The organism is Streptomyces sp. NBC_00190 (assembly GCF_036203305.1).
In the GTDB taxonomy this organism is placed as follows: Bacteria; Actinomycetota; Actinomycetes; order Streptomycetales; family Streptomycetaceae; genus Streptomyces.
On sequence record NZ_CP108131.1, the window covers coordinates 4,042,427 to 4,055,323 of the forward strand.

At 70.6% G+C, this 12,897-nt stretch carries 13 protein-coding genes; 6 read left to right on the forward strand and 7 right to left on the reverse strand.

Going from position 1 to position 12,897, the window contains the following annotated elements; genetic code table 11:
- Nucleotides 1–84: 84 nt before the first annotated feature.
- Nucleotides 85–1,842: a hypothetical protein gene (locus OG429_RS19435; protein ID WP_328926563.1), complete on the reverse strand. Its 1,758-nt coding sequence runs from the start codon at nucleotides 1,840–1,842 to the stop codon at nucleotides 85–87.
- 299 nt (nucleotides 1,843–2,141) lie between these two features.
- Nucleotides 2,142–3,929: a phosphomethylpyrimidine synthase ThiC gene (gene thiC / locus OG429_RS19440; RefSeq protein WP_328926564.1), complete on the reverse strand. Its 1,788-nt coding sequence runs from the start codon at nucleotides 3,927–3,929 to the stop codon at nucleotides 2,142–2,144.
- 178 nt (nucleotides 3,930–4,107) lie between these two features.
- On the opposite strand from thiC, the gene OG429_RS19445 reads away from it, so the two are divergent.
- Nucleotides 4,108–5,523, forward strand: a complete 1,416-nt coding sequence (locus tag OG429_RS19445) for a YibE/F family protein (protein WP_328926565.1) — start codon at nucleotides 4,108–4,110, stop codon at nucleotides 5,521–5,523.
- 94 nt (nucleotides 5,524–5,617) lie between these two features.
- On the opposite strand, the gene OG429_RS19450 is transcribed toward OG429_RS19445, so the two are convergent.
- The 4 genes from OG429_RS19450 to OG429_RS19465 all read right to left on the reverse strand — a co-directional run bounded on the left by OG429_RS19450 (nucleotide 5,618) and on the right by OG429_RS19465 (nucleotide 7,876).
- Complete coding sequence (locus OG429_RS19450) at nucleotides 5,618–6,067, reverse strand: SsgA family sporulation/cell division regulator (RefSeq protein ID WP_328926566.1); 450 nt, start codon at nucleotides 6,065–6,067, stop codon at nucleotides 5,618–5,620.
- A gap of 96 nt (nucleotides 6,068–6,163) precedes the next feature.
- Nucleotides 6,164–6,910 carry an IclR family transcriptional regulator gene (locus tag OG429_RS19455; RefSeq protein WP_328926567.1) on the reverse strand — a complete coding sequence of 249 codons (747 nt, stop codon included), beginning with the start codon at nucleotides 6,908–6,910 and terminating at the stop codon, nucleotides 6,164–6,166.
- A gap of 279 nt (nucleotides 6,911–7,189) precedes the next feature.
- Nucleotides 7,190–7,414 carry a DUF5326 family protein gene (locus OG429_RS19460; RefSeq protein WP_328926568.1) on the reverse strand — a complete coding sequence of 75 codons (225 nt, stop codon included), beginning with the start codon at nucleotides 7,412–7,414 and terminating at the stop codon, nucleotides 7,190–7,192.
- 144 nt (nucleotides 7,415–7,558) lie between these two features.
- On the reverse strand, nucleotides 7,559–7,876 hold the full coding sequence (locus OG429_RS19465) for a cupin domain-containing protein (RefSeq protein ID WP_328926569.1): 318 nt from the start codon (nucleotides 7,874–7,876) through the stop codon (nucleotides 7,559–7,561).
- An 89-nt stretch (nucleotides 7,877–7,965) separates the two neighbouring features.
- Between OG429_RS19465 and OG429_RS19470 the strand changes: the two genes are divergently transcribed.
- The 5 genes from OG429_RS19470 (at nucleotide 7,966) to OG429_RS19490 (ending at nucleotide 11,638) form a co-directional block, all read left to right on the forward strand.
- Complete coding sequence (locus OG429_RS19470; RefSeq protein ID WP_328926570.1) at nucleotides 7,966–8,346, forward strand: phage holin family protein; 381 nt, start codon at nucleotides 7,966–7,968, stop codon at nucleotides 8,344–8,346.
- A gap of 10 nt (nucleotides 8,347–8,356) precedes the next feature.
- The gene (locus OG429_RS19475) at nucleotides 8,357–8,848 is read left to right on the forward strand and encodes a low molecular weight protein-tyrosine-phosphatase (protein ID WP_328926571.1); all 492 of its coding nucleotides are present in this window, start codon (nucleotides 8,357–8,359) and stop codon (nucleotides 8,846–8,848) included.
- On the forward strand, nucleotides 8,845–10,017 hold the full coding sequence (locus OG429_RS19480) for a cystathionine gamma-lyase (protein ID WP_328926572.1): 1,173 nt from the start codon (nucleotides 8,845–8,847) through the stop codon (nucleotides 10,015–10,017). Before OG429_RS19475 ends, OG429_RS19480 begins: the two co-directional genes overlap by 4 nt.
- Before the next feature lie 176 nt (nucleotides 10,018–10,193).
- On the forward strand, nucleotides 10,194–11,099 hold the full coding sequence (locus OG429_RS19485; RefSeq protein WP_328926573.1) for a LysR family transcriptional regulator: 906 nt from the start codon (nucleotides 10,194–10,196) through the stop codon (nucleotides 11,097–11,099).
- A gap of 59 nt (nucleotides 11,100–11,158) precedes the next feature.
- Nucleotides 11,159–11,638, forward strand: a complete 480-nt coding sequence (locus tag OG429_RS19490; RefSeq protein WP_328926574.1) for an NUDIX hydrolase — start codon at nucleotides 11,159–11,161, stop codon at nucleotides 11,636–11,638.
- Between the two features lie 40 nt (nucleotides 11,639–11,678).
- Here the strand turns inward: OG429_RS19490 and OG429_RS19495 are convergent, their stop codons facing one another.
- Nucleotides 11,679–12,887, reverse strand: a complete 1,209-nt coding sequence (locus OG429_RS19495; RefSeq protein ID WP_328926575.1) for a globin domain-containing protein — start codon at nucleotides 12,885–12,887, stop codon at nucleotides 11,679–11,681.
- Between the last annotated feature and the right edge of the window lie 10 nt (nucleotides 12,888–12,897).

Consider the following 12,897-nt stretch of genomic DNA (forward strand, 5'->3'; position numbering starts at 1 on the left):
AGGGCGTCGCCCCGGCCGACAGGCCGTGGAGCGGCGCCCTCCAGTCGTCGCGCCGGGCCGTCGCGTCGGCCCGGGCTTCCCTAGCTAGGGGAGGCGGTTCCGGGAGGCTCCGCGCACCAGGTCTCCCTTGAACTCCTTGCCGCGCAGGGTTCCGGGAGTCGGGGAGGGGGTCAGTTCGATCCACCCCTCGTCCCAAGTGAAGTTGGCGCCGTTGGTGTCACCGTGAGTCTGGAAGATCTTGCCGTCCGTCGTCACGACCTTGATGTACGAGTTGCTGCCCTGCTCGATGATCGAGATGCCGCAGGCCTTGCCGAAGGGGAATCCCGGGTTGTCCGCGTTCGTAATGTCCTGCCAGACGGGCACACCTCCGGCCGTGGTCGCGCGGCCTGCGTAGGCGATGCCGTTCGTGAGAGCGGCACTGAACGACAAGGTGTTCGAAGGCGCGTAGCTGTCCATGTCGTCGCAGGGCCCGGTACCCGTCGCGCCCGTACCACCTGTCGCGCCCGTGGCACCGGTCGCACCCATAGCGCCCGTCGTACCCGCACCGCCCGTGGCACCGGTCGCACCCGTACCACCCGTCGCGCCGGTTGCGCCCGTGGCACCGTCCGCGCCGTTCACACCCGGAGCGCCCGTACCGCCTGTCGCACCCGTCGCACCGGTCGCGCCCGTGGCGCCGTCCGCGCCGTCCTCGCCCGGGGCGCCCGTCGCACCCGTACCGCCCGTCGCACCGGTCGCGCCCGTGGCGCCGTCCGCGCCATCCGCGCCGTCCGCGCCCGGGGCGCCCGTACCGCCCGTCGCACCGGTCGCGCCCGTGGCACCGTCCGCACCGTCCGCGCCGTCCGCGCCCGGGGCGCCCATCGCACCCGTACCGCCCGTCGCGCCCGTGGCGCCGTCCGCGCCATCCGCGCCATCCGCGCCATCCGCGCCCGGGGCGCCCGTACCGCCCGTCGCACCGGTCGCGCCCGTGGCGCCGTCCGCGCCATCCGCGCCGTCCGCGCCCGGGGCGCCCGTACCGCCCGTCGCACCGGTCGCGCCCGTGGCACCGTCCGCACCGTCCGCGCCGTCCGCGCCCGGGGCGCCCATCGCACCCGTACCGCCCGTCGCACCCGTCGCGCCCGTGGCGCCGTCCGCGCCATCCGCGCCATCCGCGCCATCCGCGCCATCCGCGCCCGGGGCGCCCGTACCGCCCGTCGCACCGGTCGCGCCCGTGGCACCGTCCGCACCGTCCGCGCCGTCCTCGCCCGGGGCGCCCGTACCGCCTGTCGCACCCGTCGCGCCCGTGGCACCGTCCGCACCATCCGCACCCGGAGCACCCGTCGCACCCGTCGCCCCGCCACCCAGACCCGTCGCGCCCGTGGCACCCCTGGCGCCGGGTGCACCGTTCAGGCCCGGCGCACCCGTGGCGCCGGTCGCGCCGTCCACGCCGTCCACGCCCGGAGCACCCGTCGCACCCGTCGCACCCGTCGCGCCCGTCGCACCGGTCGCGCCCGCGGCACCCCTCGGCCCCGTCGGCCCTGTCGGCCCCGGCCTGCCCTCTTCGCACCTGTCGTCACCGTCGGGCCCGGCCTCGATGCCCGCGGCCTTCGGGTCGTCGTCCGGATCCTGGTCCGGTCGCTGGTCCGGGCGATGGTGATGCCCGTTCGGCTTGCAGTGGTCCCCACCCGTGGGGCTCGCCGCGTTCACCCGCTCGGCCGCCCGGATGCTCTGAGCAACGGCGAAGGCGGGGCTGGCGACTCCCATCATGACCAGGGCAAGCGAGGCGAGGGTGCCGCCCGTCAGCCATCTGCTCCTTCTCGGCAGCGGTCCAAGCGTCGTTGACCTGGTCCTGTTTTCGGGGCTCATACCACTCCTACTCGAAACCGATCGACCGATGTGTGGTCGGGCCTCCCAGGCCACACATCGTCAGCGTGGGAAGCACTGCCGCGAGTGGCGGGACAACTCGCAGATAGGTCCACTTATCGGATTAGCGATGCGACACCAACGGCCGCCATGACGGACACGAAGGGCGCGAGCCGTCAGGACGCGGTGGGCGACGACCAGCCGGCCGTGGCGAGTGGGAGCACTCCGGCACCAAAAAACGGAGCGGACCCGCGACTCCCCCCTTGGGTCGCGGGTCCGCTCCGTGGCTCCTGTCGAACGGCTCAGTCGGCCAGCGGCAGGTAGACGCGGTTGCCCGAAGCCGCGAACTCGGCGGACTTCTCCGCCATGCCCGCCTCGATCTCCTCGGCCTTCAGGTCGCCGCCGTGCTCACGGCGGATGTCCTGCGAGATCTTCATCGAGCAGAACTTCGGACCGCACATGGAGCAGAAGTGCGCGGTCTTGGCCGGCTCGGCGGGAAGCGTCTCGTCGTGGAACTCACGGGCCGTGTCCGGGTCGAGGGCCAGGTTGAACTGGTCCTCCCAGCGGAACTCGAACCGCGCGTCCGACAGGGCGTCGTCCCACTCCTGGGCACCGGGGTGCCCCTTGGCCAGGTCGGCCGCGTGGGCGGCGATCTTGTACGTGATGACGCCGGTCTTGACGTCGTCGCGGTTGGGCAGGCCCAGGTGCTCCTTGGGCGTGACGTAGCAGAGCATCGCGGTGCCCCACCAGGCGATCATCGCGGCGCCGATGCCCGAGGTGATGTGGTCGTACGCGGGCGCGACGTCCGTGGTCAGCGGGCCGAGCGTGTAGAACGGCGCCTCCTCGCAGATCTCCTGCTGGAGGTCGATGTTCTCCTTGATCTTGTGCATCGGGACGTGGCCCGGGCCCTCGATCATCGTCTGCACGTTGTGGCGCTTGGCGATCGTGTTCAGCTCGCCCAGCGTCTTCAGCTCCGCGAACTGCGCCGCGTCGTTGGCGTCCGCGATCGAACCGGGGCGCAGGCCGTCACCCAGCGAGTACGTGACGTCGTACGTCGCGAGGATCTCGCAGAGCTCCTCGAAGTTCGTGTAGAGGAAGTTCTCCTTGTGGTGCGCCAGGCACCACGCGGCCATGATCGAGCCGCCGCGCGAGACGATGCCGGTCTTGCGGCGGGCGGTCAGCGGCACGTACGGCAGCAGCACGCCGGCATGGACCGTCATGTAGTCGACGCCCTGCTCGGCCTGCTCGATGACCGTGTCCTTGTAGATCTCCCAGGTCAGGTCCTCGGCGCGGCCGTCGACCTTCTCCAGCGCCTGGTAGAGCGGGACGGTGCCGATGGGGACGGGGGAGTTGCGCAGCACCCACTCGCGCGTGGTGTGGATGTTGCGGCCCGTCGAGAGGTCCATGACCGTGTCGGCGCCCCACTTGGTCGCCCACGTCATCTTGTCGACCTCCTCCTCGATGGAGGAGGTGACCGCGGAGTTGCCGATGTTGGCGTTGACCTTCACCAGGAACCGCTTGCCGATGATCATCGGCTCGATCTCCGGGTGGTTCACGTTCGCCGGGAGTACCGCGCGACCTGCGGCGATCTCCTCGCGGACGACCTCGGGGGAGACGTTCTCGCGGATCGCGACGTACTCCATCTCCGGGGTGATCTCGCCCCGGCGGGCGTACGCGAGCTGCGTGACGGCGGCGCCGCCACGGCCCCGGCGGGGCTGGCGGGGACGGCCAGGGAAGACGGCGTCGAGGTTCTTGAGCCCGCCCCGCGGCGAGGTGTGCTTGATGCCGTCGTCCTCGGGACGCACGGGACGTCCCGCGTACTCCTCGGTGTCCCCGCGGCCGATGATCCAGTTCTCGCGCAGCGGCGCGAGACCCCGGCGCACGTCCGTCTCGATCTGGGGGTCGGTGTACGGACCTGACGTGTCGTAGAGCGTCACGTCCTTGCCGTTGGTGAGGTGGACCTGGCGGACCGGCACCCGGATGTCGGGGCGGGAGCCCGCCACGTACCCCTTGTGCCAGCCCGGCTGGCGCTCGGTCTGGCCGTCGGCGTCCTGGCTGACGGCAGGCGTGCGTGCGTCCTGAATGGTCATGAGACCTATCTCCCTACGCCGGCATTACCCGGTAACAGGTTCGGCGGTCGACGCAGCCTCCTCCCGTACGCATCCGTGATGCGCGTACGGTGATCAGCGTCCTCTCAGCCCGGTGCTCCGAGCTCCCGCGTTGTGCAAAGTAGCCCCCACGCTAGCGCCATCCATGGCGTGCTGAACAGTGGGCCCCCGCATCTCTTGCGATGATCTGCTGGTGACGATCTCGCCGCAGCCCCCCACTGAGCCCGTGGACCCCACCAGCCACGCTGACCACGCGCACTCCCACGAGCCTGGCCATGGACACGGTCACGGGCACAGCCACGGGCACGGTCCGGCGGCCCCCGTCTCGAAGCACCTGCGCAAGGTCATCGCGGCCGTGCTGATCCCCTTCACCGTGGCCGTCTTCGCCGGCATGGTGGTGCTCTGGCCGGGCGGCGCGCCCGCCCACGAGCGCACGGGTGTCGGTTTCGACCGGCAGACGCAGCAGGGCTCGGTCGTGTCGCTCGAACAGGTCGACTGCAAATCGGTGAACGCCTCGCAGGTGCCGCCCACCGGTGACACGTCCACGCCCGAGGGCCGCGAGGCCCAGGCCGCGCAGACCGGCGAGTGCAAGAAGGCCACCGTCGAGGTCGGCACCGGACCGGACAAGGGCCGCACCTTCGTGGAGATCGTCCAGCCGGGCGCGCCACGGCAGTTGGCGAAGGGGCAGGAGGTGGTGGTCGCGTACGCGCCGGACGCCCCCCGGGACCTCCAGTACTCGGTCATCGACGTGAACCGCAAGTTCCCCCTGGCGCTGCTGGCCGGGATCTTCGCCCTCGCCGTCGTGCTGGTCGGCCGGATGCGCGGGGTGTTCGCACTGATCGCGCTGGTCATCAGCTTCGGCGTGCTGACCCTCTTCATCCTCCCGGCCATCCTGCAGGGGTCGAACCCGCTCGTCGTCGCCGTCGTAGGGGCGAGCGCCATCATGCTCATCGCCCTGTACATCTGCCACGGGCTGACCGCCCGCACCTCGGTCGCCGTCCTCGGCACGCTCGTCTCGCTGCTGCTGATCGGGCTGCTGGGCTCGGTCTTCATCGACTGGGCGTTCCTCAGCGGCAACACCGACGACAACACGGGCCTGATCCACGGGCTGTACCCGGACATCGACATGAGCGGTCTGCTGCTCGCGGGCATCATCATCGGATCGCTGGGCGTGCTCGACGACGTGACGGTCACCCAGACCTCCGCGGTCTGGGAACTCCACCAGGCCGACCCCTCCATGGGGTCGCGCGCCTTGTACCGGGCGGCCATCCGGATCGGTCGCGACCACATCGCGTCGGTGGTCAACACGCTCGTACTGGCCTATGCGGGTGCCGCGCTGCCCCTGCTCCTGTTGTTCTCGATCGCGAACAGCAGCATGGGGTCGGTGGCCAACAGCGAGCTGGTCGCGGTGGAGATTGTACGGACCCTCGTGGGCTCGATCGGCCTCGTGGCCTCGGTTCCCGTGACGACGGCGCTGGCCGCCCTGGTCGTGTCGGCCGACCGGCCGGGGACCCCGGTCGCCGGGACGGCCTCGGGGCCGGCCCGCGGCGGCCGGGGCCGCCGTCGCAAGCGCTGAAAGGTGTTCGCGGGATGGTGGGATTGCGGGAGAACTGAGCGGCCGGCGCCGCGCGTCGGTGGGCGCGGCACGCGTCAGTGAACGCGGCAGCGCGTCAGCCCGCGTTCTGCTCGTTCTGCCGGGATTCGGCCAGGATCTTGCCGAGCGCCTCGTCGAGGTTCTCCTCGAAGTCACCCAGGTTGCGCTCCTGACCGAGCGGAACGAGCCGGTCGGTGCGGTCGAGGAACGCGACGAGCGGGGCCGCGCTCGCGCGGAACAACGCCCGGTCGCCGCCGACCTGGAGGCGGATGTGGACATCGGACAGGTCCTCGGGATCGGTCGGGGCGATGTGCACATCGCCGTCGCCGCACGGCTTGTTGATGCCGTCGAGGAGGAGCTCCCGGCCGAACGCCCAGGTCACGGGCGCGTCTCCGGGAAGGTGGAAGGTCAGGCGGACTGCGTAGGGGTCCCGAGCGTCGTACCGGAGTTCCACCGGAATCCGGAACGAGAGCTCCTCGGAAACGAGGAAGCTCATCATGACCTCTGCCTGTACCGACTCGCGCATTGCCTACCCCGCTGTAGTGGAAGTGGCCAGGAATGACCCCCAGGGCCCTCTTGACAAGGGTGGTGGAAGCGCTGTCAGATCACAAGGAGTGAGTTTTCAGATACTGATAGAGAACGAGAGGGTGCTCAACAGCGCGCCTACTTCACTCCGTAGCCGATCGACCACACACAGCAATCGATTTTCCTGGTGCAGGGGGAGGGAAATCGCCATGGTCGCGACGGTGTCGCCCGCGGTGATGGGGATCGCCGCACATACCGTGCCCAAGGCATATTCCTGACGCTCGATCACGGGCTGCATTCGCTCCAGGGAACCGATCCGGTGTTCCAGGGAACGTTGATCCGACACGGTGTACGGAGTGATGGCTTCGACCGGGTGCCGGTCGTAGTAGTCCTTGCGCGTCTTCTCGTCGAGCTGGCCGAGCAGGCACTGCCCGATGGCGTGCGCATGGCCGGTCTCACGGAAATCGGCCCACTCCTCGCAGGCCGGGCTGGCCGGGGTGTCCGAGACGCCCACGACCTCGATCTCACCGTCGCGGAAGACCGCGAAGTAGACGGGGGCCCCGACCGCGTCGCGGAAGTGCGCGAGGGAGTCGAGGATCATGCTGCGACGTTTCTGCTGGAGCCCTCCGCCGACCAGCCGCTCAGCCGCGTCGCCGAGGACGAAGACTCCGCTCTCCCGGCGCAGATAGCCCTCGTGCGTGAGGGTGCGCAGCAGGTGGTACGCGGTGGGGAGCGGGAGGCCGGCCTCGCGGGCCAGCTGTTTCGCCGGCGCTCCCGCTCCGTGCGAGCCCGCCGCTTCGAGCAGCCTCAGCGCCCGCTGAACCGAACCGATCAGAGTCGGCACACCGGCGTTGGGAACCGAAGACACAGCTCACCCCCAGGCGTGGCGGCGGGCTTTGGGGGCCCGCCCTGCGGGGGCCTCCCCCGCGCATGCCGTGACTCCTGGGGGTTGTGCTCGGCGGGTGCTCAACGCGACCGCAGGTCAGAGCGGTGGTACCGGCTTTCGGTGCCCAGGGAACGGCACAGATTGCCACTCTATCCACCGACTCCCGGAGTATGAGTGGTTTCGCGCGCCATGTTCCCCCGCTTGGCTCAATCCCGGGAGCGCCCGGGCCGAGTCCTCCTACCACTCACCGGAGGAGGACTTCGTACCGCCGCCGACCTTCTTCACCACGAAGATCAGGCCGCCGACGAGGGCGACGAAGAGCAGCAGCTTGAAGACGAAGCCGATCAGGGCTCCCAGGATGCTCGTGATCACACCGCCGAAGACGAACAGCGCCAGCAGCGGAACGGCGACCCACTTAACCCACCAGGGCATGCCTGCGAAAATCTGTCGGATGCCGTCCATGTCCTCGTCCTCTTCCTCGTCCGTGACTTCCTGCTCTCGATGCTAGGAGTCCGCGGACTGCCCCGGGGGCCCGCGAGCCCCCGCAGTCCCCTGATCCGCCCCCTAGGGGGACCAGGGGCGCGACCCTCATCCGGCCGTGGCCGCTCAGCTCTCCGGCGGGGAGAAGACGACCATCACGCGCAGGTCCTCGCTGATGTGGTGGAACTTGTGCGGGACTCCCGCCGGGACGTAGACGACGCTGCCGCGCGCCACCGTCGTCGTCTCCTCCCCGACCGTGATCGAGGCCCGGCCGCTCACGACGAAGTACACCTCGTCCTGACGGTGCGGCTGCTGCGGATCGCTCTGTCCGGCGTCGAGCGCGTACAGCCCGACCGACATGTTCCGCTCGCGCACGAACTGCAGATAGGCGCCGTCGTTGGCGACCCGCTCCGCTTCGAGCTCGTCAAGGCGAAAGGCTTTCATCGTCGTTGCGCCCCTTGTACTCAATCGTTCCCGCACATCCGCTGATCTGCGGATGTCCCACCGGGATCTTCTCTGCCACGATCAGACACATGACCAATTTCGTAGTCAAGACGCTCGCCAACGCGGCGGCCCTGGCCGTCGCCATCTGGTTGCTCGCCGGCATCACCCTCGACGACGGCAGCAGTCTGGGCCGCAGGACGCTCACCCTGTTGCTGGTCGCCCTGGTGTTCGGCCTGGTCAATGTCATCGTCAAGCCCGTGGTGAAGCTGCTCTCGCTGCCGCTGTTCATCCTCACCCTCGGCCTGTTCACCCTGGTCGTGAACGCCCTGATGCTGCTGCTGACCTCCTGGCTGGCCGACCTGCTCGACCTCAGCTTCCACGTCGACGGTTTCTGGACGGCAGTCGTCGGCGGCCTGATCATCTCCATCGTCTCGTGGGCCGTGAACATGGTCCTGCCCGACAAGAACTGAACGGGCTGACATGTACCGCGTGTGCTTCGTCTGCACGGGCAACATATGCCGCTCGCCCATGGCCGAGTCCGTCTTCCGTGCCCACGTCGCCGAAGCCGGGCTCGACGCCCTGGTCGAGATCGACAGTGCCGGAACCGGTGGCTGGCACGAGGGCGACGGCGCCGACCCGCGCACCGTCGCCGTCCTGGAGGCCGCCGGATACGAGCAGGACCACCGGGCCCGGCAGTTCCTGTCCTCCTGGTTCGACCGCCTCGATCTGGTCATCGCGCTCGACGCCGGGCATCTGCGGGACTTGCGTGCACTCGCGCCCACCCCTCGGGACGCCGCCAAGGTCCGGCTGCTGAGGTCCTACGATCCGTCGGCCGCGGCCGACGAGACCGACGTGCCGGATCCCTACTACGGCTCGCTCGACGGGTTCGAGGAGTGCCTGGAGCTGGTCGAGGCAGCGAGCCCGGGCCTGCTGGACGCCGTACGCGAGGCCATGAAGGAGCACACCGCGTGAACTCCCCCCACCACGACGACCACGACCACGGCCCCGGGGCGGCCCGGCTCGGCGACGGCACCCTGGCCGTCCGCGCCGGGCTGCCCGAGCCCGCCAAGAACGAACCGCCCGTGCCCGGACCGGTCTTCGCCGCGCACTTCCACCTCCCCGGCGACGTCGAGGGTCCGTACACCTACGGCCGCGACACCAACCCCACCTGGACCTTGCTGGAACGGGCCGTCGGGGAGCTGGAAGCCCCCGGCCAGGACGTGCACACCGTCGTCTTCGCCTCCGGCATGGCCGCGGTCTCCGCCGTCCTCCTCTCCCAGACGCACACCGGCGACACCGTGGTCCTTCCCGACGACGGCTACCAGGCCCTGCCCCTGCTGCGGGAGCAGCTGGAGGCGTACGGGATCCACGTACGCACCGCCCCGACCGGCGGCGACAGGCAGCTCGCGGAGCTCGACGGCGCCCGGCTGCTGTGGATCGAGACGCCTTCCAACCCCGGGCTCGACGTGTGCGACGTACGCCGCCTCGTCGACGCGGCGCACGCCGACGGAACCCTGGTCGCCGTCGACAACACCCTCGCCACCCCGCTCGGCCAACGGCCCATCGAACTCGGCGCGGACTTCTCCGTCGCCAGCGGCACCAAGGGCCTCACCGGCCACGGCGACCTGCTGCTCGGGTACGTCGTCTGCCGCGACGCGGAGCTCGCCGCCCGCGTCCGCAAGTGGCGCAAGATCGTCGGAGCGATCCCGGGTCCCATGGAGGCCTGGCTCGCCCACCGCTCCCTGGCCACCATCCAGTTGCGCGCGCAGCGCCAGTGGGCCAACGCGCTGGCCGTCGCCGAGGCACTGGCAGGCCGCACGGACGTCACGGGGCTGCGCTACCCGGGCCTGGCCTCGGACCCCTCCCACAAGACGGCCGCCCTGCAGATGCGGGGCTTCGGCTCGGTGGTCTCCTTCACGCTTCCCGACCGCGCGCACGCCGAACGGTTCATGGCGGCCCTGCACCTCGTCGAGGACGCGACGAGCTTCGGCGGCGTACGGTCCACCGCCGAGCGGCGCGGACGGTGGGGCGGTGACGCCGTGCCGGAGGGCTTCATCCGCTTCTCCGCCGGAGCCGAGGACACCGCGGACCTCGTCGCGGACGTCCTGCGCGCACTCGATCTCGCGGCGGACGGCGGCTGAACAGGCTGTTGAACGGCGGTCCGAGCCTCCCCCCTCGTGGCTCGGACCGCCCCGGGTTCCGCATGTGAAGAACCACGCGACAAGGCTAGTTGACTCTGTGTCAGAGTCCAATCACGGTAAAGACAGGGGGCTATCGGCATATTTATAGTTGAAGGCCCCCACCGAGAGGTGCCGCGATGGATCTGGCACTGCTGCGCACCTTCATCGCCGTGCACCGGGCGGGCTCCTTCACCCGGGCCGCCACGCTTCTGGGACTGTCCCAGCCGGCCGTCACCTCGCAGATCCGCACCCTCGAACGCCAGCTGGGCCGACCCCTGTTCCACCGCCGCGCCCGCGGTGTCACCCCCACCGCCGTGGGCGACGAACTCGCCCACAAGGCCGCCCCGCACCTCGACGCCCTGCTGCGGATCACCGAGGCCGGACGGGAGGCGGCCGGCACCCTGCGCTCCCTGCACGTCGCCGGGCCCCCGGAGTTCCTGTGCCTGCGGGTGCTCCCGGCGCTGGCGCCCCTCGTCGGCCAGGGCCACACCCTGCGCGCCGCCCTCCAGAGCGGCGCCGAGGAGACCCTCGACGGGCTCGCCGCCGGCCACCACGACCTCGTCGTCACCACCGCCCACCCCCGGGGCGGACTGTTCACCGTCACCGCGCTGTGCGACGAGGAGCACGTCCTGGTCGCCGCGCCCTACTGGGCCGCCCTCGTGGGCCAGGACCGGGTGCGCGAAGAAGGCCCCGCCGCTCTCGCCGGCGTCCCGCTCGTCGAGGTCCACGAGACCCTGCCGCTCGTCACCCGCTACTGGGCCGCCGTCTTCGACACCCGGCCCGATGCCGGCGCCCTCGCCGCCACCGTGGTCGCCCCCGACCTGCGGGCCGTACTGGAATGCGTCCAGGCCGGCGCCGGGCTCGCCGTCCTTCCCCGCTACCTCTGCCAGGACGCTCTCGACAGCGGCCGGATCGTGGCCCTGGCGGATCCTCCGGTCCCCCCGCTGCGCACCTGGTTCCTGGTCGTGCGGACCGGCGGCCTCGCCCTCGCCCACCTCGCCCGGGCCCACGACCGGCTGCTGCGCGCCGCTGCGCACTGGTAAGCCTCCGTTTCCGGCCCCTGGCGCGTTTCAGAAGCGGAGTGGTGGGCCACGCTTCTCCCATGACCGAACGTCCCGTGGTCAAACGCACCGCCCGCGCGATCCTGCTCGACGGTGACGACCTGATCCTCATCAAGCGCACCAAGCCCGGCGTCGATCCGTACTGGCTCACCCCCGGCGGCGGAGTGGAGTCCACGGACGCCACCGTCGTCGACGCCCTCCACCGGGAGGTCCACGAAGAACTCGGCGCGAAGATCACCGATGTGGTGCCCTGCTTCGTCGACACCGTCGAGCACATCGCCGACGGGGGAGTGACCGGCGTCAAAGTGCAGCACTTCTTCGTCTGCCACCTCGAATCGATGGACCCAAGCCAACGGCACGGCCCCGAGATCGACCATCCCGAGGGCGAGTACGAGATCGTCCGCGTGCCCTTCAGCCGGGTCGGCATCGCAGCCGTCCACCTCGTCCCGCTGTCCCTGCGGCACTACCTCGACGGGAACATCGAGGGCGTCCGCGCCATGCACGCACCCGACCTGGGCTGAGGACCCGGACCTACCGAGACCGGCGGAACGCCCGCCGGTCTCAGCCGGCCACGCCCGCCAGCCCCTCGACCGCGTCGTACCGGATCCGCTCACCCGGTATCCCGATCCGCTTGAGCTCGTCCACCCCGCTGCGGATCATCGCGGGCGGCCCTGAGATGAACGCGTCGTACGAACTCCACGGCCCGTGCTCGCCGACCGCCTGCGGCAGCTGCCCGGAGAGCCAGTCGCCGATCACCGGGCGCACCGACAGCCACGGAAGCGACCGCTGCAACCCCAGCAGCGTGTCCTTGTCGTACAGGTCGTGGTCACTGCGCGCCCCGAAGAACACCTCCACCGGCCGCCGCTCACCGTGCTCGGCCACGTCCTCGATCAGCGCCTTGATCGGGGCGATTCCGGTGCCCCCGCCCAGGCACAGCATCCCGTTGTCCGTCGTGTGGTCCACCACCATCGAACCGGCCGGCGGACCGAGGCGCAGCACGTCCCCCGGGCGGGCATGGCGTACGAGCGCGTTGGAGACCCACCCCGCGGGCACGGCCTTGACGTGAAAGGACAGCAGTCCGTCGGCGCGCGGCGCCGAGGCGAAGGAGTAGTGCCGCCACACCTGGGGCCACCACGGGGTCTCCAGGCTGGCGTACTGGCCGGCGACGAAGGCGTACGGCTTGTCGGGGCGGACGGTCAGCACGGCGATGTCCGAGGTGCGCAGATCGTGCGAGACCACCTCCGCGTGCCACCACGCCGGGGTCCTGGCCTCGTCCTCCGCCGCCGCGTCGATCATGATCTGGGAGATCGCTGTGTAGACCCGCACCCACGCGGCCTCCGTCTCCGGCCCCCAGGTGGCCACCGCGTAGCGGGCCAGCGCACTCACGAGGGCCTCACCCACCGCCGGATAGTGGCCCGCCATGGTGCCGTACTTGCGGTGCCCGGTGCCCAGTTGGCGCAGATAGGGGGTCAGTACCGCGGGATTGTCGATGTGCTCGGCGGCGGTCAGCAACGCCTTCAGCAGCCGGTCGCGCTGGGTGTCCATGGCGGCGGGGAACATGCCGCGCACTTCGGGGTGTCCGGTGAAAACCAGGGCGTAGAAGTAGGAGGTCACCTTGTCGGCGACGGGTGCGATCTCCGCGAGGGTCCGGCGGATGAGCACGGCATCCGGCGAGGGCTGGATCGCACCGCCCTCGACGGGTATCCGGGACGTCACCCGGCTGGCCGATCTGGTGGGCGGAACGTCCATGCGGTGCCTCGCTTCGAGCATCTCGGTCGGT

Bases quoted from the DNA above. Each gene is read 5' to 3' on its own strand.
- OG429_RS19450 (WP_328926566.1), bottom strand. From the start codon at position 6,067: ATGCGCGAGTCGGTACAGGCAGAGGTCATGATGAGCTTCCTCGTTTCC.
- OG429_RS19435 (WP_328926563.1), bottom strand. From the start codon at position 1,842: ATGAGCCCCGAAAACAGGACCAGGTCAACGACGCTTGGACCGCTGCCG.
- OG429_RS19495 (WP_328926575.1), bottom strand. From the start codon at position 12,887: ATGCTCGAAGCGAGGCACCGCATGGACGTTCCGCCCACCAGATCGGCC.
- OG429_RS19485 (WP_328926573.1), top strand. From the start codon at position 10,194: ATGGATCTGGCACTGCTGCGCACCTTCATCGCCGTGCACCGGGCGGGC.
- OG429_RS19460 (WP_328926568.1), bottom strand. From the start codon at position 7,414: ATGGACGGCATCCGACAGATTTTCGCAGGCATGCCCTGGTGGGTTAAG.
- OG429_RS19465 (WP_328926569.1), bottom strand. From the start codon at position 7,876: ATGAAAGCCTTTCGCCTTGACGAGCTCGAAGCGGAGCGGGTCGCCAAC.
- OG429_RS19490 (WP_328926574.1), top strand. From the start codon at position 11,159: ATGACCGAACGTCCCGTGGTCAAACGCACCGCCCGCGCGATCCTGCTC.
- thiC (WP_328926564.1), bottom strand. From the start codon at position 3,929: ATGACCATTCAGGACGCACGCACGCCTGCCGTCAGCCAGGACGCCGAC.
- OG429_RS19475 (WP_328926571.1), top strand. From the start codon at position 8,357: ATGTACCGCGTGTGCTTCGTCTGCACGGGCAACATATGCCGCTCGCCC.
- OG429_RS19470 (WP_328926570.1), top strand. From the start codon at position 7,966: ATGACCAATTTCGTAGTCAAGACGCTCGCCAACGCGGCGGCCCTGGCC.